This is a genomic window from Variovorax sp. FG153 (assembly GCF_057809595.1).
On the sequence record NZ_JBMDKG010000048.1, the window covers coordinates 38,995 to 62,704 of the forward strand.

Annotated in this window: 15 protein-coding genes; 7 read left to right on the forward strand and 8 right to left on the reverse strand. The window is 68.4% G+C overall.

All coding sequences use genetic code 11. The features are described 5' to 3' along the window. The first annotated feature begins 35 nt into the window (after window positions 1–35). The 4 genes from ACODT0_RS34370 (at window position 36) to ACODT0_RS34385 (ending at window position 7,486) form a co-directional block, all read left to right on the forward strand. Entirely contained in the window at window positions 36–887 is an 852-nt protein-coding gene (locus ACODT0_RS34370; protein ID WP_261214340.1) for a hypothetical protein, read from the forward strand. Window positions 888–890: 3 nt separating this feature from the next. Next, entirely contained in the window at window positions 891–6,851 is a 5,961-nt protein-coding gene (locus tag ACODT0_RS34375) for a calcium-binding protein (RefSeq protein WP_489043309.1), read from the forward strand. 43 nt (window positions 6,852–6,894) lie between these two features. After that, a complete protein-coding gene (locus ACODT0_RS34380) occupies window positions 6,895–7,029 on the forward strand; it encodes a hypothetical protein (RefSeq protein WP_489043310.1) in 135 nt (44 codons plus the stop codon). Between the two features lie 64 nt (window positions 7,030–7,093). Beyond that, window positions 7,094–7,486: a hypothetical protein gene (locus tag ACODT0_RS34385; protein WP_489043311.1), complete on the forward strand. Its 393-nt coding sequence runs from the start codon at window positions 7,094–7,096 to the stop codon at window positions 7,484–7,486. Window positions 7,487–7,496: 10 nt separating this feature from the next. On the opposite strand, the gene ACODT0_RS34390 is transcribed toward ACODT0_RS34385, so the two are convergent. The 7 genes from ACODT0_RS34390 to ACODT0_RS34420 form a co-directional block, all read right to left on the reverse strand. After that, on the reverse strand, window positions 7,497–9,992 hold the full coding sequence (locus ACODT0_RS34390; RefSeq protein WP_261214332.1) for a penicillin acylase family protein: 2,496 nt from the start codon (window positions 9,990–9,992) through the stop codon (window positions 7,497–7,499). 88 nt (window positions 9,993–10,080) lie between these two features. After that, a complete protein-coding gene (locus ACODT0_RS34395) occupies window positions 10,081–10,323 on the reverse strand; it encodes a hypothetical protein (RefSeq protein ID WP_057596710.1) in 243 nt (80 codons plus the stop codon). Window positions 10,324–10,394: 71 nt separating this feature from the next. Next, a complete protein-coding gene (locus ACODT0_RS34400) occupies window positions 10,395–11,873 on the reverse strand; it encodes an efflux transporter outer membrane subunit (RefSeq protein WP_489043312.1) in 1,479 nt (492 codons plus the stop codon). A 42-nt stretch (window positions 11,874–11,915) separates the two neighbouring features. Beyond that, window positions 11,916–13,871, reverse strand: coding sequence for a MacB family efflux pump subunit (locus tag ACODT0_RS34405; RefSeq protein ID WP_261214328.1), 1,956 nt, complete (start codon window positions 13,869–13,871; stop codon window positions 11,916–11,918). Continuing rightward, window positions 13,868–15,034: an efflux RND transporter periplasmic adaptor subunit gene (locus ACODT0_RS34410; RefSeq protein ID WP_314733654.1), complete on the reverse strand. Its 1,167-nt coding sequence runs from the start codon at window positions 15,032–15,034 to the stop codon at window positions 13,868–13,870. Before ACODT0_RS34410 ends, ACODT0_RS34405 begins: the two co-directional genes overlap by 4 nt. A 180-nt stretch (window positions 15,035–15,214) precedes the next feature. Beyond that, the gene (locus ACODT0_RS34415) at window positions 15,215–16,525 is read right to left on the reverse strand and encodes a lysine N(6)-hydroxylase/L-ornithine N(5)-oxygenase family protein (RefSeq protein ID WP_057596706.1); all 1,311 of its coding nucleotides are present in this window, start codon (window positions 16,523–16,525) and stop codon (window positions 15,215–15,217) included. Continuing rightward, a complete protein-coding gene (locus ACODT0_RS34420) occupies window positions 16,509–18,248 on the reverse strand; it encodes a cyclic peptide export ABC transporter (protein WP_261214325.1) in 1,740 nt (579 codons plus the stop codon). Before ACODT0_RS34420 ends, ACODT0_RS34415 begins: the two co-directional genes overlap by 17 nt. A gap of 201 nt (window positions 18,249–18,449) precedes the next feature. Here ACODT0_RS34420 and fhuF point away from each other — a divergent pair, with 201 nt between their 5' ends. From fhuF to ACODT0_RS34435, 3 genes are all read left to right on the forward strand, one after another. Next, window positions 18,450–19,226 carry a siderophore-iron reductase FhuF gene (gene fhuF / locus ACODT0_RS34425; protein ID WP_261214323.1) on the forward strand — a complete coding sequence of 259 codons (777 nt, stop codon included), beginning with the start codon at window positions 18,450–18,452 and terminating at the stop codon, window positions 19,224–19,226. 100 nt (window positions 19,227–19,326) lie between these two features. Then, window positions 19,327–20,166 carry a formyltransferase family protein gene (locus ACODT0_RS34430; protein WP_261214322.1) on the forward strand — a complete coding sequence of 280 codons (840 nt, stop codon included), beginning with the start codon at window positions 19,327–19,329 and terminating at the stop codon, window positions 20,164–20,166. Between the two features lie 133 nt (window positions 20,167–20,299). Further along, window positions 20,300–22,525: a TonB-dependent siderophore receptor gene (locus ACODT0_RS34435; RefSeq protein ID WP_261214320.1), complete on the forward strand. Its 2,226-nt coding sequence runs from the start codon at window positions 20,300–20,302 to the stop codon at window positions 22,523–22,525. A gap of 148 nt (window positions 22,526–22,673) precedes the next feature. Here the strand turns inward: ACODT0_RS34435 and ACODT0_RS34440 are convergent. Next, window positions 22,674–23,710, reverse strand: a 1,037-nt coding sequence (locus ACODT0_RS34440) for a thioesterase domain-containing protein (RefSeq protein ID WP_489043313.1), incomplete at its 5' end; no start/stop codon positions are given.

Sequence of the window (23,710 nt, forward strand, 5' to 3'; positions counted from 1 at the left end):
ACATCCGAACAGAACGCAATTGAATAGAAAGGCCGATGGATATGGAAGAAGTTTTTGCGATTCAACGCCGCCTCACTCGGGCAACGGCCGTCCTGGTGCTGGTCGTGAAGACCACTTCCGTGATGGCAGCCATGGCACTGGTGGTGGCGTTTACGCCCGTGGCGCAAGCGCTGGCGGCGACCCCGGGTGCTGCTGAGCCCTCCGCTCAGGCAGCCACGCCCGCACCACCCCTGCCGATGCCGCCCACACGGCTGATACCGCAACCCGAAGGCACACCGCTGCCGCCGCAGGACCCCACCATCGCCGACACCTGGCCGCCCGAGTTCAAGCAACTGATCGACAACATGATCACGTTGTTTCCGAAGAACATGGTCGATCCCGCCCCCAATGTTGAGGAAGTTCAGCGAAGGATGGGAATAACTCTTGTCGAACAGCAGCTCGAGAATTTCTGGGATCGACGGACTTGGCACAAGCGATTCGAGGTCCGTGGGACGCGTTATGTGGATCCTACCGAGCATTACTTTTCTCAAGTTTTTCGATCCTTCTATGGAATCTCAAGTCTCCAGGCCGAGAATGGCGAAAGAATACAGACATTGCGTCTGGAGATCGCCCCCAAGTTGAGTGGCTTTTGCCTTAATCCCTACGACCTGGCGGTTTATACCGGCTGGAGCTTTGTCAATGCAGACACTTCGCCACATGCCAATGTTCGCTATTGGCCCCCTGCCTATGTCTGGGGCATGTTCGCATGGAGTAACACCGGCCGGTACGGTGGGCCAGGCTCCTCCATTGCGATTGGAATAGACAAAGACGAAAGCACTCAGAAAACTATTCGTGTAGGTTGCGTATATTCATTAACGGTATTTGGTCGTTACCCCAAGGAGGAATGATTCATGACTAACATCAACGCAGAGATGTTCGTTGGTTTGAAAGGTGCCAACACCTCCCTCATCAACGAAGTTGTCAGAATACTGAATGATGCTCGCTTTACGCTGGCGGAGCCACTGCGGCAGATTCTTTCGCAAAAAACCTACGACTTGCGAATCGCCACGCCTGAAGACAAGTTGAGCCCCAGCGCGGGTGGGATGTTTGTGGACCCGATACGAGATTCGGCTGGCAATGTTATCAAGCGCGGCCAGATCGTCATCAGCCCGAACTATGTCTCCGAAAACCGTTCATTCAGCGCCATCAATCTCATTGATACCATAATTCATGAGGTTTTAGGTCATGGCAACAATAAAAATATTGAAACTCGACTTCAAGCATTTAATATTTTAAGAACTCCCAGCGACATTCTGACGTCGACGCAGCGCGGCGATCAATTCGTCCAGGCATGGCTCGACGATGAAACCAACGCACGCTATCAAGCCTACTTGGCACTGGATCAAATGGCGCAGCTCCAGATATCGGAGCCGGGGAAGATCAAGTTTTTTCTTCAGGGGAATCCGCTCTATGCGCAGTTCCAGCGTTTGGAGTCGGAAGCGGCAGCCAAGAACCTGACGGGGGACAATAAAACCGCTTTCATCATCGCAGGAGCACGCCCTGTAATGGGCGGCTACAACGCGCGCGAGTACGTCAAGCAGTACACGGGAATGGCCTTAGGCCAGCTCAGACTGCCTGCGGGCTCGCCAGAGGCCAAGGCATTCGAGGAACTTATTCAACGCTCTTACAACGTCATGGGATTTGCCCCTCGGGATTTCGTGATGCGCGACGATGGCTCCTTCAGTGGAAGCATTGTTTTCGACAATGGCAACAGGACGGATCTGATTTTTGACTCCTCGGGCAACCTTTTCAGGAGCACAGAAACAATCCCCGGCAATGCGGAAACGGGGCGGGCCACGATCATCAGTACCTATTCTCCTGGTTCAGACTATCCTGATCGAATCGAAGTGCAGGAGGTTGGCGCGAATGGGCAGGTTTCATCCATCTACGTCCAGGACGCTAACGGTAACTGGAGGCCTAGCTCCTGGACTCAGGACGGCCAGACCTACACCGGAGACGATTTGGGCACGTTCATCGCGAACCTCCAGAGCAATTCCGACGCAGCAGACCTGAGCAGCAGCGAATCCGCGACCTATGGCCGCTACGACCAGCAATTCGCCAACTCCGGGGGCGACAACGCCGCCGGTGTGAGTAACGCCAAGGACACCGGTGCATCCCTGGACACGCTGGCCAGACGCCTCGGAATGCCAGGGGTCAGCGATAAATGGGCGCCGAATGTCCTCGGAGCCGGAATTCCCTCCACGCTGATGCTGTCCAGCGGAATGGACGCAGCTGTCAGACAGGCATTGGGCATCTTGTCGCAAAGCCGCGTCAGCACATTGCGCCAGCAGACGCCCTCGTACTTCACGGTCCGTGTGCTTGGCTTTGGCAACATGCCTCCCCCACCTACATCGCCACCATCGCCGCCTCGCGCGGCATCTGCCAACCTTTCGCTGCCGCTGGTGCTCGATCTCGGCGACGACGGGCTTGAACTGACGGCACTGGACCGCAGCAACGCCACATTCGACGTCGATGCGAATGGCCAGGTCAAAACAGTGGGCTGGGTAGGACGCAAGGAAGGCATCCTCGTGTTCGACAAGAACGCCAATGGCGTTGTCGACGATGCCAGCGAATGGTTCGGTCAGCAGTTCGCTGCCTCGGGCACACCGCCGGCGAACCAGGACGGCTTCAAGGCCCTGGCCACGCTGGCCAACGCCGGAGCGACGTCCTTTTCGGCAACCACCTCCAAGATCAACCCAGCCACTGGCAAACGCTACTTCGACGAACTGCAAGTCTGGATCGATGCCGACCAGGACGGCAAGACCGATGCGGGCGAACTCCGCACCCTCGCAAGCCTGGGCATCACCTCCATTGATTTGAATCCTCAGGCAGTCAATCGCAACAACGACGGCAACGCCATCCTGAGCAAGGCGAGCTACACCACGGCCGACGGCAAGCGCCACACGATCAACGATGTGGGATTGGCCACGGAACTGACAACACTCACGGACGGCGTGCGGCCAGTATCGGCCGCCGCGCTGGCCTTCGCGGAGTATGCGGGCAAGGGCTACGCCGCGATGGCAGCTGGTCAGGCCAAGGCGACCGCCATCCTCGCAATGAGCCGCCAGGCCAACGAGCAGTCGGCGATCTCGGCACTGCAGCGCACGTTTGGGATACCCCCGGGTACACCGCCTCTCGGTTCGGCCATGATCGAGTACCGTATCAAGGCGAGCTGGTCCCAGCAGGCAGGCCTGGGCCCGACGGGGCTGAACGACAAGATCACGTATTACTTTGCTCCGCCGGGGAGCGATCTGACGAGGATCGACCCCGCATTCCGGCGCATCAATAGCGCTCCAGCGGATATCGTCAATGTGCTCAACGGCATTGCCTCGCTGCGCCAGGGAGAGATCAAAGCAGCGCAGGCCATCGAATGGGCCGGAAACAAGCAAGCCGAGGCGCAGCGCAAGGCGCAGGTGGCCAATGCCACGCAGACAAGCGGTGCACGAAATGATGCCTCCGCAGCCGCACGGGTCGTCGCCGAGGCCTGGGATAACTCCATCGTCAACTACCTGGACGTGAGGGACCAGATCGAGGCCATGACGGCCCGGCTGCCAGACATCCAGAACAAGCTCAACGAACTGGTGCCGCAGAACCTCAATGCCAACGGACATCTGCCCAATGGGTGGACCTTCTTGACGCGCGCGGATGCCACGATGGCAGCCGAGGCGTTCCGGGCGTACGCGGCGGCGTTGCAACCGATGGCAGAGCTGAAGATCCTCGGCGACCAGATGCTCGGTGCGATCGCGCAGTCCAACGGCTACTCCAAGGCCTACGTTGGCAAGGACGGTCAGACCACCACGGTGGACAACGGCTACAACCTGTTGATCGCCAACCGGGGCAACCAGACCTTCGTTCTCAACTCGGGCGTGGACAACGTCGCGGTGACCAACGTGTCCGGTCACATCACGGTCAGCGGCTTCCAGACAGGGGCCAAGGGTGATCAGATTCAGTTCATCAACAGGCGAAACCCGTGGGACTACATCACCGTCACTGAAGATGGCCGAGGAAACACAGTTTTGTACTTCAACGGCCAACCCAAGGTAACCTTGTTGGGAGTGGATGCGGCAAAACTTGATCTGTATGCCAATCTGACAGGAGTTAACAATGTCACATACCGAACGTCTCGAAGTGGCATGCGTAGCCTGCGCGGCGAGAACACATTCGACGGGCAAACACATGTCACCTCGATCACCGCGTCCGAGTACGGCGATACGTTGATCGGTGGCGATCGTGATACCGAGCTGCAGGGTGGAAGCGGCAACGATATCTTCGTTATGACCGGACTAGGCACACGCGTGAAGGGTATGGGAGGCAACGATACAGTGTCCTACGGTGAACTCAACGCTGGCGTTGACGTGAAGGGCAAGCGGGAATTGGCGTGGGGAGAGGACCTGACTCCCTTCTATATAGATACCATGGTTGACTCGATGGGCAGTCAGATCGAGGGTGTGAGGGATGTGATTGGCACGCGGTTCAATGACCGGATCACGACGAATGATCTTGACAATGTAATCAATGGCGGCGCGGGCAATGATGTCCTGGATGGCGGTGTTGGCAACGACACGTTGATCGGGGGCACCGGCAACGACACCTTTGTGGTAGACAGAGCGGGTGACGTGGTCACCGAACTGGTCAACGAGGGAACGGACTTGGTGCAAAGCGCCATCAGTTATTCGCTGGGCGCGAACGTCGAGAATCTAACCCTCACGGGTACCGCCGCCATCAACGGTACCGGCAATGCCCTCGACAACTTGATCATTGGCAACGCCACCAACAACACCCTGACCGGCGGTGGCGGTAACGACACTCTCATCGGAGGCGCCGGAACGGACACGTTGATCGGGGGGGCGGGCAACGACATCTATGTAATCGACGTCGCGGGCGACGTGGTCACCGAGCTTGTCAACGAAGGTACCGACTTGGTCCAGAGTGCCATCAGCTACACGCTCAGCGCCAACGTCGAGAATCTCCATTTGACCGGCACCGCGGCGATCAACGGCACGGGCAATGCGGCGAACAATGTTCTCTTCTCGGGCGCCGGCAACAACGTGCTCAATGGCCTCGGCGGAATCGATACGGCCTCCTATCAGTACGCGCTCTCCGGCGTGACGGCCAGCCTGGCCCTGACCACAGCACAAGCCACGGGCGGCTCCGGCAGCGACACGCTGCTGGAGATCGAGAACCTCACAGGCAGCGCGTTCAACGACAAATTGACAGGCAACGCGGCGGCCAACGTGCTCGATGGAGGGGCCGGCACGGACACGCTGATCGGCGGCGCAGGCAACGATGTCTATGTCGTCGATGTCGCCGACGACGTGGTCACCGAATTCGCCAACGAGGGCACCGATCTCGTCCAGAGCGCCATCACCTACACGCTCGGCGCCAACGTCGAGAATCTGACCTTGACGGGCGGCGCTGCGATCAACGGTACAGGCAACGCCCTGAACAACGTGCTCGTGGGCAACGCGGCGAACAACACGCTTGCCGGTGGGGCGGGCGACGATTCGCTCAACGGCGCAGCCGGCATCGACACCATGCTCGGCGGTGCCGGCAACGACACCTACTACGTCGACAACACCGGCGACACGGTCACGGAACTCGCCAACGAGGGAACCGACATCGTCTACGCCTACGTCAGCCACACGCTCGCCGCCAACGTGGAGAACATCCGCCTGCACACCACCGGCAACATCGACGCCACCGGCAATGCGCTGAACAACATCCTGTACGCGGGCGACGGCAACAACGTGCTGAATGGCGGCGACGGCATCGACACGGTGTCGTATGCCTATGCAGCCTCGGCCGTCACGGCCAGCCTGGCCATCACCACGGCTCAGGCCACCGGCGGCTCCGGCAGCGACACGATCCTCAACGTCGAAAGCCTCGTCGGCAGCAACTTCAACGACAAGCTCACCGGCAATGCCGCAGCCAACAGCCTGAACGGCGGTGCCGGCGCGGACACGATGATCGGCGGCCTGGGCAACGACGGCTACTACGTCGACAACATCGGCGACGTCGTGACCGAACTGGCCAACGAAGGCATCGACACCGTCTACAGCACGATCAGCTACACGCTGGGCGCCAACCTCGAGAACCTCTACATCAACACCACCGGTGCGGTGAATGCCACGGGCAATGCGCTCGCCAACGTGCTGTATGCCGGCGCGGGCAACAACGTGATCGACGGACTGGACGGCTCCGACACGGTGTCGTACGCCTATGCCGCCTCGGGCGTCACGGTCAGCCTCGCCAGTACCGCGGCGCAAGCCACCGGCGGCTCGGGCACCGATACGCTGCTCAACATCGAAAACCTGGTCGGCGGCAGCTACAACGACATCCTGATCGGCAACGCCGGTGCCAATGGCTTGACCGGCGGCGCGGGCAACGACACGCTCAACGGAGGCGCCGGCGCGGACACGCTGGCAGGCGGTGTCGGCAACGACACCTACGTGCTTGGCCGCGGCTACGGCATCGACACCATCACGGAGAACGATGCCACGGCGGGCAACACCGATGTGGCGCAGTTCGCCGCCGATATCGCCATCGATCAGCTCTGGTTCCAGAAGGTCGGCAACAACCTGGAAGTCAGCGTCATCGGCTCCACCGACAAGTTCACGCTGAGCAACTGGTATCTGGGCGACCAATACCAGGTCGAGCAGTTCAAGGCCGGTGGCAAGACCCTGTTGGACAGCCAGGTGCAGAACCTCGTGCAGGCGATGGCGGGATTCGCACCGCCGGCAGCCGGGCAAACGACCCTCCCGGCCAACTACCAGAGCAGCCTGGCACCGGTGCTGGCAGCCAACTGGCAGTGAGTGCGATGCCTGTGCACGCCGACCTCGTTCCGAGACAACCGCGATGAATGTGGTCCTGGTGCACGGCATCTTCGACGACGGCGCGATCTTCCGGCGCCTCGAGCGCAGCCTGCGCGACACCGGCCATCGCTGCTGGGTACGCGCTCAAGCCGGCGGATGGACGCCGCGGCATCCATGACCTTGCCTGCAAGCTGAAGGCCTACGTCGACGAGCAGCTCGGCCCGACCGAGCCGATCGCCATCGTGGGCTTCAGCATGGGCTGCATCGTCTCGCGCCACTACCTGCAGCTGCTCGACGGGCATTCGCGCTGCGAGGCCCTGTTCGCGGTCTCGGCGCCGCACCGGGGAACGCTGCTGGCCTACCTCTATCCGGGAAAGGGCGCCCGCGACATGCGGCCCGGCAGCCCGGTGCTCGAGGAGCTTCGGCGCACCGAGCATCGGCTCGCGCGGATGGCGGTGTTCGGGTACTGGACGTCTTTCGACGTGACGGTGTTCCCGGCCCGAAGCTCCCACTGGCCTCGTGCATCGAGCAGCCTCGATGCCCGGGCCCTGCTGCATCGGTTCATGCCGGGCAACGAACGCGTCTGCGCGGACATCGTCCAGCGGATGAGCACCCTGAACGCACCGCGCGCCTGAAACGCGTCGTTCAGGGCCGCAGCGTCTCCCGCACCAGCAACGGATCGCGCGCGATCTCCTCCTCGCGGAACGGAAAGCGCAGCCAGTCCTTGCGCGCATAGCGCAGCACCGGCGCGGCGCCCGCGCCATTCGTCACCGCGGTCTCGCGCTCGCCATGCGCGAGCAGCGTGCGGGCCTGCACGCCGCGTGCGTCGAAATGGACGATCTGCAGGTAGGTGTTGCCGTGCGAAAGCTCGCCCATCGTGTAGTCGCCGTCGCGCGCGCAGGCCACGGTGAAGTAGCCCTCGGCATCGCAGCCGCCGTAGAGCGGCACGGCGCGGCCCTCGCTGCGCGCGAAGCGTTGCGCGCCCAGCGGGGTGTCGAGCGGCCAGCCCCTGGCCGCCATGTCCTCGACCGCGCCCGCGAGCGCGCGCGCCACGCGCGGGTCCGACGCCCGGATGGCGTCCGGCGTCGTCAGCGGCGACCGCGGCGAGAACGGCGTGGCATAGAGCTCGGCCGGCGGGATCTTCTGCACGCGGGCCCAGAAGAAGTCCCACAGCAGCGCACCGCGGTCCTGCGCATCCGCGCGGTCGGACCAGCGGCGCAGCACCTCGCAGGCCGGCTGGATGTCGACCGAGCGCGCGGCGGCCACGGCCTGGCCCGGGGCGGTATCGCCGGCGCCGAGCGCCACGCTGCCGGCCGGGCAGATGCCGTCGAGCAACGGCGTCTTGAAACGCTCGGCGCTGTAGGCGCGCGCTTCGAGCACCTTGGCGGCCACGCGGTCCGCGAGGGAGCGGGCCGAGCGCGAGCCGGCGCCCGCCAGTTCGCCCGCGATGCCGAGGCCCTCGAGCGCGCGCAGCGACAGCGCCGCTTCGCCACCGCCGAGGTTGCTGGCGAAGCCCGTGAGCGGTTGCGCCGGATTGGCCAGCCAGTGGCTGTTGTTCATGTTGGCGACGAAATCCCGGCGCAGCAGGCCGGGCATGCGCGCGACGGGTGTCGCGCCCTGCTGGACGGCGGCGCCATCGCCTTGCCAATCGCAGACCGAGCGGCTGCCGTCGAGCACCGGCGTGGCCGCGTCGAAGGCCGCGAAGGCCTGCGACAGCGGCGTGGCGCAGGCGGCTCGCAACGCATCGGGCACGTTCGGCGCGGCGCCGATGTCGGCATACCAGGCACGGTCGTCGCCGCGCCCGATGGCCGCGGTGTTGACCCAGGGCATCGCGGCCTCCTCGCGCTGGATGGCGATGAACTCGTCGAGCGAGCGGGCCTGGTTCCAGCGGAAGAAGTTGCGGAAGATGCGGTGGTTGTCGGCATTGACGTCGCGCAGCGCGACCGCCTTGCGCGCGCTCCAGCCGAGCGCCGGGTGGCGCGCGCCGAGATCGGCCACCGGCCCGAAGCGGGTGCTGTAGAGGGTGCGGCGCTCGATGGCGGTCGAACCGTCGGGCCGCCGTACCTCGACGGCCAGCGGCCGCGCCCGCATCGGCTGCGAGACGCCATCGACCATGTAGCGCGTGGGATCGGCCGGGTCGAGCGTGAGGTCGAACAGGCCGAAGCGCCGCGCGGCCGACACGGTGTGGCTCCAGGCCACGTCGTTGTTGAAGCCGATCATCACCACCGGGATGCCGAGGAAGGACACGCCCGCCACGTCGAGCCGGCCCGGCAGCGTGAGGTGCGACTGGTAGAAGCGGTCGGGCCCGCCCCAGTACCAGTGCGGATTGCCGAACAGCACCCCGCCCCGCCCGCCGGTGGCCTGGCCGCCGAAGGCCAGCACGTTGCTGCCGACGCCGATAGCGTCGCCGACCGGGATGGCCAGGCGCGAGGACAGCGAGAGCCGGTCGGGCGACACGGGCGGCGCATCGGCCGCGGGCCGGGCCTTCACGATCTCGGCGAGGAAGGGGAGGTAGCCGCCCACGAGGGCCGCGGCCACCATCCGCCGGTAGACGTCGTCGGCGCCGATGGGCTGCACCCAGGGCGCATCGGCGCAGGCCGGCCTCGCGGCGCCCCGGGGCCGCGGCTTGTCCAGCGTCGCCAGGTAGCGGTTGTAGCCCTCGGCGTAGCCCGCGATCAGCGCATCGAGCGCCGCGGGCTGCTCGCGCTTGAGCGCCTCGATGGCCGGCGCATCGGCGAAGGCCTTGAAGAAGAAATCGAGGTCGAGGTTGGCGGGCGTGCCGAAGGTCGATCTCGTCGCGGGCTTGCTGTCGGGACCGAAATAGAACGAACGCTGGCCGCGGTAGGTGACGAAGGCATCGGCCAGCGTGCACAGGGCATCCTGTGCCTGTGCATAGCCTTGCCCGATGCCCAGGCCGCGCCAGTCCGATGCGCGCACGTGCGGCATGCCGTCGGCGGTGCGGCGGATGTCGATCGCGGAGGCGGACACGCGCTCGCGAACGGGCTCGCCGGGCTCGCGCGCGCCGGCGGGCGGGCCCGCCAGCAGCGCCAGCACGAACGCCATGCCCAGGGCACGCGTGGCGCGCGCCGTCGGTTGCCGGCCCGATGCCGCCGGGGCACCTGCCATCGAAGAAAAGATCACGCGCGACTCCGCCTGGTTGCGGCAACACAGCCCGATCGGTAGCCGAGGGCCGTTGCTCCTCCGGAAGACGGCGGTGGCGCCGCCTTGTTCACTGCAGCCCGGTGCGCGGGACGGTGGCGTCGTCGCCGCACGCGGGCCGCGACAGCGCCGCGCCGGCCAGTGCCCACAGCGTGAGGGCATCGTCGAGCGCGCGCACATGCAGCGGGTCCTCGCCGAGCCAGGTCACCAGCCTGTGGGCATGGGCGCGCGAAGGCTCGTCGTGCAGGCGGCTGAAGAGCGTCCAGGCAGTCGCGACGGCAGCTTCGGAACGCGTGAGAGAAGAGTTTTTCATCGTCGACTGCCTTGCGAATGTGCCGAAGCGTTGTCTGCGTCTTCGTACTGACGCACGACCCTGGCCTATGTTCATTCCGGGCCGCTCCGGGAAAGCAGGCGCTCACCCGGGCGCGCGGCGCGAAGGCCTCGGCCGCCCGGCGGCGCCTCGCGCCATCCCCCGCCGAGCGCCCGATAGAGCGCCACGCGCGCCTGCAGGCGCGACTGCAGCAGCTGCACCTGCTGGTCGCGTGCGCCGTAGAGCGTGCGCTGCGCATCGAGCAGCGCGAGCAGCGTCTCGGCACCGGCGCGGTAGCGCGACTCCGAGAGCTCGGCGGCACGGCGGGCCTGCAGCAGTTCCTCGGCCTGGATCTCGGCCTGGGCGTCGAGACCGGCCAGGCCGTTGAGGGCGGTCTCCGTGTCGGCGAAAGCGGCGGCGATGCTGCGGCGGTAGGCCTGCAGCAGTTCTTCGCGGCGCGCCTCGGCCAGCGCCTGCTCGCCGCGCAGCCGTCCACCATCGAAGACCGGTGCCGCGAGGCCCGCCACGAGGCCGTAGGCCGGGTTGTCGAACGGGTTGCCCGCGCCGCTGCCGCCGCGCCATCCGAGCGTGGCGCTCAACGACACGCTCGGCAGCAGCGCGGCGCGCGCGGCCTGCACGTTCGCATCGGCCGCCGCCAGGCGTGCCTCCGCGAAGGCGATGTCGGGCCGGCGTGCCAGCAGTTCGGACGGCAGGCCGGCGTCGATCGCGGGCACGCGCAGGGCCTCGAGGCGCGCGTCGCCGGCCGGCACCCCGCCCTGCGCCGACGACGGCAGGCCGAACAGCAGGGCCAGCGCCGTCTGGGCGTCGGCGGCCTGCTGCCCCAGCGCGAGAAGCTCGCGCTGGCGCGCCGCCACCAGCCCGCGCTGCTGCGCGAGCTCGAGCGGCGTGGCGGCACCGGCGGCATGGCGCGACGCCACGAGCCGCAGCACGCGCCGTGCGTTGTCGAGGTTGTCGCGCGCGATGGTTTCGCGCTCGCGCAGCGCCGCCCGCTGCAGCCATGCCGAGGCCACCTGGGCATTCAGTCCGAGGCGCGCGGCATCGCGGTCGAATTCGCTGGCGCGCAGCCCCTGCAGCGCCTCGCGCCGCGAGGCTTCGAGGCGGCCCCAGAGGTCGAGTTCGTAGCGTGCCGCGAAGCCCAGGAAGTTCGAGTCGCCGCCTTGGCCGCCGCGGCCGCCAAGGCGCGCGTCGCGGCTGGCATCGACGGTACCGGCCAGCGTGGGCAGCAAGGCCGCGCCCGCGATGCGCGCCTGCGCGCGGGCCGCCTGCACGCGCGCGGCCGAGATCGCGAGGTCATGGTTGCCGGCCTGCGCCCGTTCGATCAGCTCGTCGAGCTCGGCGCTGCCGAAGCCACGCCACCACTGCGCATCGGCGGCGCCGGCCTGCGCGGCGGCCGGCGCCGCGGAGCGCCACGCGGCGGGCAGGACCACCGCGCGGTCGGCGTCGGCCGGCGGCGTGGCGCATCCCGCCAGCAACAGGGCACCGAGCGCCAGCGGGAGCCACGGCGCGCGAGGGAACGGGGAAGTCAGCGGCATGGCGTCGGAAGGCTGGGGACGAAAAGGGCGCACGGTCGCTGCCTACTGGGATGCGAGGGCCACCACGGGATCGAGGCGGGCCGCGCTGCGCGCCGGCATGAAGCCGAAGACCAGGCCGGTCAGCACGGCGCAGCCGAAGGCGCCGAGCGTGGCGGCGAGCGAGAACACCACGGGCACGCTCGCGAGCATCAGGCCCGCGACGATCAGCAGCCCGGCCACCACGCCGACGGTGCCGCCCACCGAGGTGACCAGCACGGCCTCGGTCATGAACTGGCGCAGGATGTCGGTCTGGCGCGCGCCGGTCGCCATGCGGATGCCGACCTCGCGCGTGCGCTCGCGCACCGTCATCAGCATCACGTTCATCACGCCGATGCCGCCGACCACCAGCGAGATCGCGGCGATCAGGCCGAGCATCACGGTCATGGCGCGCGCGGTGGCCGACTGCACGCGGATCGCCTCGACGCGGTTCCACACGCGCACGTCGCGCACGCGGCGGCGCTCGGCGAGCGCCGTCTCGATCGCCTCGGCGGTCTGCGTGGCCTGCTCGAGGTCGCGCACCTGCACGCCGATCCAGGTCGGGTTGCGGTGGCCGAACAGCCGCGCGGCGGCCGAGGAGAACGGCACGATGACGCGTTCGTCCTGGTCCTCGCCGTCGGTGGAGCCCTTGGCCGCGAGCACGCCCACGACCTGGAACGGCACCTTGTCGATCAGGATGTCCTGCCCGACCGGATCGCTGCCGTCGGCGAACAGCGCACGGCGCACGGTCTGGCCGATCACCGCCACCTTGGCCACGCGCCGCTCGTCGAGCGCGTCGAACATCTGGCCCTCGCTCACGCCCCAGCCGAGCACGCGCGCGAAGCCCGGCGTGGTGCCGCCGCCCTCGGTGGCATGGTCGACGTTGCCGCGGCGCGCGACCACGCGGTCCTCGATGTAGGGCGCGACGTCCTCGACGTTGGGCACGCCGGCCACGATCTCGGCATCCTCGAAGGTCAGCGGCGCCACGGGCGAGCGCACGCTGCCCTCGCGCGCGGCGAGGAACATGGTGCGCACGCCGAAGGTCTCGAACTGCGCCATGACCTGCCGCTGCGAGCCGCCACCGACCGCGAGCATCGCGATCACCGAGGCCACGCCGATCACGATGCCCAGCAGCGTGAGCCCGGTGCGGAAGCGATGGGCCCACATCACGCGCCAGGCGGCGCGCGCGGCCTCGTGCAGGTCGGCGGCGAGCGAGGCCTGCGAGCGCGGGCCCGCGCGCCTCGAGGCGGCGGCATGCGCCGGCGGCGGCGCATCGGTCGCGACGGCGCCGGAATCCGCCACGATCTCGCCGTCGCGGATCTCGATCACGCGCCGTGCCTGCGCCGCGACCTGCCGGTCGTGGGTGATCAGGATGACGGTGTGGCCCGCGTCCGCGAGTTCGCGCAGGAGCGTCATGACCTCGGCGCCGCTGCGGCTGTCGAGGGCCCCCGTGGGTTCGTCGGCCAGCAGGATGCGCCCGCCGTTCATCAGCGCGCGCGCGATCGCCACGCGCTGCTGCTGGCCGCCCGAGAGCTGGTTCGGCCGATGGTCGAGCCGCGCGCCCATGTCCAGCCGCCGCAGCAGCGCGGTGGCGCGTTCGCGGCGCTCGGCCTCGGGCATGCCGGCGTACAGGGCCGGGATTTCGACGTTCTCGCGCGCCGACTCGGTCGGCACCAGGTGATAGCCCTGGAACACGAAGCCGAAGGCCTCGCGGCGCAGCCAGGCCAGCGCGTCGGCATCGAAGCCGGCCACGTCCTCGCCCTCGAACAGGTAGCGGCCGCCGCTGGGCCGGTCGAGGCAGCCCAGGATGTGCATCAGCGTGGACTTGCCCGAGCCCGAGGCACCGACGATCGCGACGAACTCGCCGGCATGGATGTCCAGCGAGATGCCGCGCAGCACCTGTGTGGCGGGACTGTCGGGGTCGCCCTCGCGGCCGTAGGACTTGCGGATGTCCCGCAGCGAGATCAGCGCCGCCGCGCTCACGGCTTGGGCGCCCCCGGCACCAGCGCGCCGACCACGACGCGGTCGCCGGGCACCAGGCCCTCGAGCACCTGCGCGCTCACGCGGTTGCGCACGCCGATGCGGATCGCCCGGGTCTCGATCGAGCCGTCGGCGCGCAGCAGCCGCACCGAGGGCCGGTCCGCGGCGCCCGCCCCTGCCGGCAGCAGCGCCGCCGCGGGCACCGCGACGACGTCCTTCGCCGAAGCCTCGACGAAGGCGACCTGCGCGGTCATCTGCGGCATCAGTTCGCCGTCGGCGTTGTCGACGTCGAACAGCGCGGTGTAGACCACCACCTTGCTCGGCGCGCCGGTCGGCGTGGCGCCGCTCTCCGTGCTGCCGGTCTTCGAGGCGGGCGTGGGCGGCGCGGGCAGCAGCTGGCGCACGGTGCCGCTCCAGCGGCGCTGGTCGGCGGCGCCGAGCGTCGTGAAGTAGACCGCCATGCCGGGCTTGACGCGCCGCACGTCGGCCTCCGAGACCTCGGACCAGACGGTCATCGAGGACAGGTCGGCGATGCGCAGCACGTTCGGCGTCTGGTAGGTGGCATTGAGGGTCTGGCCTTCGCGCGCGTCGACCGAGACCACGGTGCCGGCCATGGGCGCGAAGATGCGCGTGTAGCCCAGGCGCGCCTCGTCGGCCTGCAGCGTGGCCTGGGTCTGGGCGATCTGCGCGGCGAGGTTGTCGATGCGCGCCGCGGCCGAGGCCAGCGTCGCCTCGGCCGATTGCACGTCCTCCTCGCGGGTCGCGTTGTCGGCGGCCATCCTGCGCTGCCGCGCATGCTGCTGCCCGGCCCAGCGGTGCTGGGCGCGCTGGTCGGCGAGTTGCGCGCGCAGGCCCGCGAGCGAGGCGCGCCCGGCATCGACCGTCGCGCGCTGCACGCTCGGATCGATCTCCACCAGCAGTTGCCCCTTCTGCACCCGGTCGCCGGGCTGTACCGCCAGCCGCAGGATCTGTCCCGAGACCTGGGCGCCGACATCGACGTAGCGCCGCGGCTGCAGCGTGCCGACGGCGGTCACGCTCGATTCGATGTCCGCGCGCGCGATCGCGACCGAGGCCGCGGGCGCCGCGGGCCGGCTCGTCCAGAGATAGCCGGCCCCGACGGTGGCCGAGACAAACACGAGGAACAGGGGAAGGACGAATCTGCGCATGGAGGAGGAACGGGGCATTCGGCGGAAGCGGGCGATGGAGGACGTCGCTCGCGCCCGGCGCGCGGGACACCGGGGGAAAAAGGCGGCGCACATGGCGGGACGCGGACCGGCGCCGGCCGCGCATGACCGCACGGGACGACGGTCCGCGCCGCCGCGCCGGCGGCGACGCGGGCCCGGTGCCTAGAGCTGCGCCACCCGGACGTCCTCGCGCGCCGCGCTGCGCATGCGCGGCAGCGCGGCGAGCAGCGCGTTGCCGATCTCGCCGGTGCGCACGGAGGTCACCGACAGCAGCGTGTCGCTGATGCCATGGCTGTCCTCGCAGGCGCCCTGCAGGAAGATGCCCGGCTGGAAATCGGGCGTGGCCTCGAGGCGGTAGTGGCGGTCGACCGAGAAGTCGCCGAGGTACGGCGCCAGCGGCTGCAGCAGACCCTTGTGCTGCTCGCGTTCGTAGCCGGTGGCGAGCACCACGGCGTCGTAGCGCACCGTGCTTTCCACGCCCGCGTCCTGGTCGCGCAGCTGCAGGTGGATGCCGTCGGCCGAGGCGCGCGCCGCGCGCACCTCGTGCTGGCGCAGCATGCGCAGGCGCTCGCCGCGCGCCACCTTCTGGTCGTAGAAGACCTTGTAGATCTGCTGGATCAGGTCGAGGTCGGCCACCGCGTAGTTGGTCTGCGCGACTTCCTCGAGCAGCGCGGCGCGCTCCTCGCTCGGGCGGCTGTAGACATAGTCGGTGAAATCGACGTTGAAGACCTCGTTGACGAACGGACTGTCGTCCGACGGCCGGATCGAGCGGGCCCGCATCACGAAGTCGACCCGCGGCGCGCCCGGGCGGCCCTGCAGGTCCATGAAGATCTCGGCCGCGCTCTGGCCCGCGCCGACGATCGCGATGCGCCGGCCCGCGCCGCCATCGAGCACCTTGGCGATGTCGCGCAGGTAGCCGCTCGAATGCAGCACGCGCCCGTCGCCGCGCAGCGGCCGGAAGCACTCGGGAATGCGCGGCGTGCCGCCGATGCTCACCACCAGGTTGCGCGCGAGCCGCTCCTGCACGCCGCCGCCCTCGCGCCGCGAGCGCACGCGCAGCAGCGGCACTTCGGCGCCCTGCTTCTCGGGCAGCACCTCGAACACCTCCTCGCCGTAGGCGCAGGCATCGTCGAACTGGCGCGCGGCCCAGCCCAGGTAGTCGTTGAACTCGTGGCGGCTCGGGAAGAAGCTCTTGAGGTTGATGAAGTCGGGCAGGCGCCCGCTCTCGTGCAGGTAGTTGATGAAGGTGAAGCGGCTGGTGGGATTGCGCAGCGTCGCGAGGTCCTTGAGGAACGAGATCTGCATGTGGGCCTGCTCCAGCAGCATGTGCGGATGCCAGGCGAAGCTGGGCTGCCGCTCGATGAACAGCGCGTCCGCCGGCCGGCCGCCATGGCGCTTCTCCTCGAGCGCGATCGCCAGCGCGATGTTCGACGGGCCGAATCCGACGCCGATCAGGTCATGGATGTGCTGCATGAATCTCAACTCCTGTCTGTTGGGTGTGGGCGTGCGCGGGCCGCGCCTCAGGCCGCGAGGCTGCCGGGCGCGCGCGGTCCTCGGCGATGCGTCCCGCGCGCATCGTGATGACGCGGTCGGCGACGTGGAAGTAGCGGTCGTCGTGCGAGATGACCACCAGCATGTGGCCCTTGGCGCGCAGTTCGGGCAGCAGCTCGGTGTAGAAGAGATGACGGAAGGCCGGGTCCTGGTCGGCCGCCCACTCGTCGAACACCAGCACCGGTCGGCCCTCGAGGTAGGCATGCACCAGCGCGAGCCGCTTGCGCTGGCCGGTCGAGAGGTCGACGGTGCTGAAGGCGCCGTCCTTCACGCTCACCTTGTGCGCGATCTCCAGCCGCTGCAGGTAGGGCAGCGCCGCCTGCGGCAGCGCGTGCGCGGCGGCCTCGCCCTTCTCGCGCGACACCAGGTCCTCGAACAGGTAGAAATCGGAGAACACGGTGGTGAAGAGCTGGCGGTAGTCGTCGCGCGACTGCGGCGTGACGGCGGCGCCGTCGAGCAGCACCTCGCCCTGCTGCGGCGCGTACAGGCCCAGCAGCAGCTTGATCAGCGTGGTCTTGCCCGAGCCGTTGTCGCCCACCACGAAGACCATCTCGCCGCGGCGCAGCTCGAGGTCGATCGGGCCGAGCACGAACGGCGCCTCGCCCTCGGGCGCGTCGAAGGCATAGCGCACGCCGCGCATGCCGATGCCCTGCGCCATCGCGGCGCCGCCGCCGGCGCGCTCCAGGTGCAGATGCGGCTCGGGCGTGGCGAAGCGCGCGGACAGGTCGGCGATGCGCTTGAAAGCGACCTTGGCGCGCCCGACGTTCGGCAGCGTGCCCGCGATGATGTCGATCGGCCCCTTGATGAACAGCAGCACCAGCACGAAGCCGCTGAGCACCGCGGGCTCGGTGCTGCGGAACGCGGCCCAGCCGAGGATCAGCGCGATCAGCAGGAAGAACAGCGCCGAGCCGAAGGCGGTGGCCATGACGTGGATGTTGATCGCGCGGCCGTTGACGCGGCGGATGTCGTCGACGATGCGCTCGATCTGGCCGCCGAAGATGCCGACGCGGCGCTCGCGGTGCATGCGCAGTTCCTTGGCGCCCTCGCTGATCTGGCGATAGGCCTTGTGCAACTGGTCCTCGTGCTCGCGCGCCTTCCAGAAGCCGGCCTCGGCGCGGGTCTGGGCCACGATCTGCGCCGTCGCGCCGAGCACCAGCGCCACCATCAGCAGGCAGAACAGCGGCAGCGACAGCACCGCCAGGTAGGTCAGGCAGCCGAGCGCGACCGCCAGCGCGATCAGCGTGGACGAGAGCACGAAGGCCGCGTCGCTGATCATGTCGACGTCCTGCGACAGCACCGGCATCAGGCGATGGGTGCGGTAGCGCTCGAGCGCGTCGATCGGCGCGGCGAGGATCTTCTGCGCCAGGCTCTTGCGCACCTGCGCCACCAGCCGCTGGCCGACGAAGTTGGTCGACACGTCGGAGGCCATGCGCCCGAACAGCGCGACCAGGCACAGGCCGATGAAGGTGAACAGCAGGCCCCCGGCCATGCCGCCCTGCTGGTTGAGCACCTCGTTGATGGTGCGCAGCAGGAACACGGTGGCCACGCCGGCGCACACGCCGGTGATCGCGGACAGCGCGATCCAGGGCAGGAAGGGTCGCAGCAGGCGCAGGGCCTCGGAGCGGTGGCCGCCAGGGGATGTCATTCGAAGACTCTTTCCGCCACGAGGGGCGATTGCACGGCCCCGCAGGGCACGGATTGCCGGCGGCACGACGCCGCTTGCGGGGTAGACGCGCCAGCGGCGCCGATGTTCATCGCGCAGCCGGCGATGAACATGCGGCGTGGCCGAACGTCCTTGCGTGATGTACCGCCCCATCCGTTGCCCGTGTCGCGGGCGAGCCCAACCATGCTCGCGCTGCTGAAGCCGTTCTTCCAGGGCCAGTTCGCGCCGATGGGCGAACGCCTCCAGTGCGCGGACGCGATCCCGCCCGGTGCACTGCGGGTCGACAGCCTGCTGCACGGCGACGTGCTGCGCGCCCTGATGCAGCGCCAGGCCGCGGTGCGGCAGGTGGCCGGCCCCGACCTGCGCGCGGTCGCCTCGGCCTGGGTGCTGGACTACCTGGGCGCGCTGCTGCCGCCGGTGGTGGCCGCGGCCACGGTGGTGCAGCACGTGTTCCCGATGGATGCCGCCGAGGTCTGGGTGCGGCTCGACGCCGGCGGCGGTCCGATCGACTTCCACCTGCGCGAGATCGGCATGCCGCTGCCCGGCGCCGATACCGCGCAACGCTACGAGGCCCTGCTGTGGCGGCACCTGCATCCGCTGTTCGAAGCGCTCTGCGCGCTCACGAAGGTGGCGCCGAAGATCCTCTGGGGCGACGTGGCGCGCGTGCTCGAGCCGATCCTTGCGCAGGCCCATGCGCTGACCGGCGGCATGGCCCGCGTCGCCGAGGACCGCGAGCACCTGCTGTGCGCCACCCGCTGGCCACGCGCCCCGGAGAGCCTGCAGGGCGCGAACCCCATGCACGGGCGGCAGCGCGTGCTGCCGCGCCCGGCGGGCGATCCCCGCCCACCGCTGCGGCTGCACCGGCAATGCTGCCTCTACCACCTGCTGCCCGGCGAGGAGCACTGCGGGGCCTGCCCGCTCGCGCCGCGGCATCGCGAGGCCGGCGCCGCCGAGGCGTGAACAGATCGGACGCCCCCGCGTCTCTTCACGAAGGTACCGGCGGCGGCCCGCCTGCGAGCGGTCGCCGCCGGCGTTCGTCCATCCCAACCCGCACACATCCATGCCCAAGGCAAAGCTCGTCTACGTTCTTTCGCTGAGAAACGGCGCCGCCGACAAGGCCGGCCAGCACATCGCCTACCAGGGCGGCCAGCGCTACATGAAATCGCCGCTCGAGTACCTGGCCCACGCGCTCGAGCACACGCCGCTGGGCGAGCAGTATTCGCTCGAGGGCATCGTCTACGACGACGACGAGCAGTCGCCGCGCGACCAGGCGGCCCTGCGGGACTACGGCTTCGCCTGGCATCCCGACAAGGCGTGGATCTTCCCGGCCGAACAGCGCGTGCAGGGACGGCTGCTGCGCGAGATGCTGCACGCGGTGCCGTCGACCTACAGGCGGCTGCCGCTCGATGCCGCCGAGCGGCCGGCCGCGAAGAGCGCCTACGAGCGCACGCTGCTCGACAAGCTGCTCACGCTGCAGGCCGACATCGTCGTGCTCGACGGCCTGCTGATCATCCTCGACGAGCTGGTGCGGCCCGGCGCGCATTTCCATCGGCGCATGGTCAACATCCATCCGGGCATCACGCGCATCGAGTCGCCCTACGAGCGCCGCGGCGCGCACGCCACGCTCGACGCGCTGCACGGCGCGCAGGGCCTGCGGGTGAGCGACTGGCACACGATGGCGAAAGTGCCCGCGCCACGAGTGACGAAGACCGGTGCGTCGCTGCACTACGTGGACAACGGCATCGACTCGGGCGAAGTGATCTTCGACGTGCTCGGCACCGACATCGGGCCCGGCGATTCGATCCTCGAGCTGCGCTGGAACAACTTCAACCTGAGCCTCTTCCCCGCGCTGCACCAGGGCCTCGAGTTGCTCGCGCCGCACGTCAGGCGCGGCGCATAAATACGAAAGAACTATTTCGCCACCCGGTTGCAGAAAAAGCGCATGCCTCGAGGAACACCTGTTGTAACCATGTCACACAAATAAGAACCATTCTCACTAAAATCCGGCCGGCTCAACAATGAAGAGAACTTTCATGCGCAACCTTCCCCTGCCCCGCCAACGCCTGCTGAATGCCTCGCTCGTGGCGGCCTTCGGAACCGCCACCGCGCTGTGGGGGCTCTGCGCCGCGGCACAGACCGCCGACGCGCCGCCGGCCGGCACGGCCCCCGTCACCGGCCAGAGCGGCCAGACGCTGCCGCCGGTGACCGTCAACTCCGAAACCGAGTCCTCGGCCACCAGCCGCGTGAACGGCTACGTGGCCAAGCGCAGCGCCACCGGCACCAAGACCGACACGCCGATCATCGAGACGCCGCAGTCGATCTCGGTGGTGACGGCCGATCGCATCAGCTCGCTCGGCGTGACGCGCCTGTCCGACGCGCTCGCGTACACCGCGGGCGTGAAGATGCTCGACGGCCTCGACAGCCGCTTCGACTGGCTCACGCTGCGCGGCTTCGACGCCTACTCGCCGGGCTTCTATCTCGACGGCATGCAGGTGCGCAACAACTCCAACTACGCGGTGTGGCGCCTCGAGGGCTACGGCGCCGAGCGCATCGAGGTGCTGCGCGGCCCCTCGTCCGTGCTGTACGGCCAGACCGGTCCCGGCGGCATGATCAACGTGGTGAGCAAGCGCCCGACCGAGGAGCGGCTGCGCGAGATCCAGGTCCAGGTCGGCAACCATTCGCAGAAACAGATCGCGGCCGACTTCTCGGGCCCGATCGACGCCGAGGGCAAGCTTCTCTACCGCCTCACCGCGCTCGGCCTGGACAGCAACACGCAGGTCAACTACGCGGCCGACAAGCGCCAGTACTTCGCGCCCTCGCTCACCTGGCGGCCCTCGAGCGACACCTCGATCACGCTGATGGCGCACTACACGAACTACAAAGTCGGCAACACCTACGGCTTCCTGCCCCCGCAAGCCTCGCTGCTGGCCTCGCCCAACGGCCGCATCGCGACCTCGACCTTCCTCGGCGAACCCGACTTCGACCGCTTCAACCAGAAGCAGTGGGACGTCGGCTACCAGCTCGAATCGCGGCTGAACGACACGATCACCATCCGCCAGAGCGCGCGCTACGGCAAGATCAAGACCGACTACCGCCAGATCTACGGCGGCGGCTTCGCCACCCTCGATCCCGAGAACCCGTTCAGCCCGCTGAACTACCGCGTGGTCAACCGCCAGCTGTTCGCCAGCAGCCCCGAGCAGGGCGACCTCTTCACCATGGACAACCAGATCCAGGCCAAGCTGAAAGCGGGCTCCTGGCAGCACACGCTGCTGGCCGGCCTCGACCACCAGCGCAGCAGCTTCGACACGGTCCAGTACTACGGCGCCGGCCCGCAGCTGGACGTCTTCGCGCCGGTCTACGGCGCGCCCTTCGAGCTGCCCGCCACGCCGAGCACCAACTCGTACGTGCGCCTGGTGCAGACCGGCTTCTACCTGCAGGACCAGATCAAGTGGGGCGATCGCTGGGTCGCCACCCTGGGTGGCCGCTGGGACCGCGCGAGCGTCTTCAGCATCAACCGGCTCGACGACAACAGCACCTCCTACCAGGTCGACCGCAAGTTCACCGGGCGCGCCGGCCTGGTCTATCTCGCACCCAACGGCATCGCGCCGTACGTGAGCTATTCCGAGTCGTTCTCGCCCTCGACCTTCATCAACCCCGACACCAAGAAGCCGTTCCAGCCCGAGACCGGCAAGCAGTACGAGGTCGGCGTGCGCTACCAGCCCACGGGCACCAAGAGCAGCTACAGCGCCGCCCTGTTCGACCTGCGGCGCAAGAACATCGTGACCTTCGACTCCGACTTCGTGCCGCGCCAGACCGGCGAGGTGCGCGTGCGCGGCCTCGAGCTCGAGGCCACCTTCGAGCCGGTGAAGAACCTCAACCTGGTCGCTGCCTACACCTACACGCCCTCGGCCAAGATCACGGCGGACGCGAACCCCGAGAAGATCGGCAGGCAGCTCATCGCCACGCCGCGCAACCAGATCGCGATCTGGGGCGACTACCGCTTCGGCAACGGCGTGAAGACCGGCCTGGGCGTGCGCTTCGTCGGCTCGACCTGGGGCGCCAACAGTTCCTCGATCGCGAAGATCCCCTCCTACACCGTGGTCGATGCGATGGTGGGCTACGACTTCGAGAACTGGAGCCTCGCGCTCAACGTGCGCAACCTGACCGACAAGATCTACGTGGGCCGCAGCTGCGACCAGTACAGCTGCGGCTACGGCGAGCGCCGCAAGGTGGTGGGCACCGCGACCTATCGCTGGTAGGCACCCGCGCCGCGAGGCGCACTCCACGCAAGAAGAGCGGGACCTTCGGCAACGAAGGTCCCGCTCTTCCTTTTGGGAAAGGTCGCCGCTCGCGGCAACCTGGTCGGGCGGGGACGCGGCAGGCGGACGCGCCCGCCGCGCCCCGGCTTCAGGCGCTCGCTTCCCGCGCGAGCAACCTCGACAGCGCCTGCAGCAGCGGTTCGCTCTCCACGATCCGGATGTGGTCGGCATCGACATAGCCGTGCGCGACCGACGCGCCGAGCTGCCGGCCCAGCCCCTGCACCTGCGCCTGGGGCCGGTCCTTCACCCACCAGCAGTGCGCGGCGGCGGCCACCGCGTCCACCGGTCCGCGCGAGCGCCGCGCCGTCTCGGCGAGGGCGCGGCTGGTGACGTACAGGCGCACCAACTCGCCGGCCGTCACGCCTTCGTGGGCGCCGAGGCCCGTCGCGCGGCCCTGCGCCATCTGCGCCTGCATCCAGTCGCGCAGCGCCTCCTCGGCCTGCATCGGGTCGGCGATGCCCTCGGGCAGCACGCAGCCCGCATCGAGCCGCACGCCGATCGATTCGAGGAAGACCGGGAATTCGCCGCGCCAGGGCTTGGGCGCCTCGTGCTCGCCATCGAGCGAGACATAGGAATCGACCAGTCCGAGGAAACGCACCTCCTGGCCCAGGGCCTCGAGCCTCGCCGCCATGCGCGCGGCCAGCGTGCCGCCGAGCGACCAGCCGAGCAGGTGATAGGGCCCCGCTGGCTGGCGCTCGCGGACCATCGCGACGTAATCCTGCGCCATGCGGTCCAGCGACTCGTCGCGGTGCGCGGGATCGGCCAGCGTGCGGCAGGCCAGGCCGAGGACCGGGCGCACGCCGTCGAGCCGGCGCGCGATCGGCAGGTAGCCGAGCACGGTGCCGAAGCCCGGATGAATGCAGAACAGCGGCGGCACCTCGTCCACGGCCCTGTTCAGCGGCGTGAGCGCCGAAACGCCCGGCGCGCTCTCCACGAGGCCGCCGATCGTCGGCCGCGCCATCAGCCGCTGGAGATCGAGGCCCAGGTCCGGCAGGCGCCGGCGCACCAGCTCGAGCAGGCGCAGCGCGAGCAGCGAATGCCCGCCGAGCTCGAAGAAGTTGTCGTTGCGTCCCACGCGCTGCACGCCCAGCACCTCCGCCCAGATACCCGCCAGCGCCTGCTCCA

Excerpts from the sequence above, each read along its gene's own strand:
- ACODT0_RS34370 (WP_261214340.1), top strand. The coding sequence starts at position 36 with ATGGATATGGAAGAAGTTTTTGCGATTCAACGCCGCCTCACTCGGGCA.
- ACODT0_RS34375 (WP_489043309.1), top strand. The coding sequence starts at position 891 with ATGACTAACATCAACGCAGAGATGTTCGTTGGTTTGAAAGGTGCCAAC.
- ACODT0_RS34380 (WP_489043310.1), top strand. The coding sequence starts at position 6,895 with ATGAATGTGGTCCTGGTGCACGGCATCTTCGACGACGGCGCGATCTTC.
- ACODT0_RS34395 (WP_057596710.1), bottom strand. The coding sequence starts at position 10,323 with ATGAAAAACTCTTCTCTCACGCGTTCCGAAGCTGCCGTCGCGACTGCC.
- ACODT0_RS34400 (WP_489043312.1), bottom strand. The coding sequence starts at position 11,873 with ATGCCGCTGACTTCCCCGTTCCCTCGCGCGCCGTGGCTCCCGCTGGCG.
- ACODT0_RS34410 (WP_314733654.1), bottom strand. The coding sequence starts at position 15,034 with ATGCGCAGATTCGTCCTTCCCCTGTTCCTCGTGTTTGTCTCGGCCACC.
- ACODT0_RS34415 (WP_057596706.1), bottom strand. The coding sequence starts at position 16,525 with ATGCAGCACATCCATGACCTGATCGGCGTCGGATTCGGCCCGTCGAAC.
- ACODT0_RS34420 (WP_261214325.1), bottom strand. The coding sequence starts at position 18,248 with ATGACATCCCCTGGCGGCCACCGCTCCGAGGCCCTGCGCCTGCTGCGA.
- fhuF (WP_261214323.1), top strand. The coding sequence starts at position 18,450 with ATGCTCGCGCTGCTGAAGCCGTTCTTCCAGGGCCAGTTCGCGCCGATG.
- ACODT0_RS34430 (WP_261214322.1), top strand. The coding sequence starts at position 19,327 with ATGCCCAAGGCAAAGCTCGTCTACGTTCTTTCGCTGAGAAACGGCGCC.
- ACODT0_RS34435 (WP_261214320.1), top strand. The coding sequence starts at position 20,300 with ATGCGCAACCTTCCCCTGCCCCGCCAACGCCTGCTGAATGCCTCGCTC.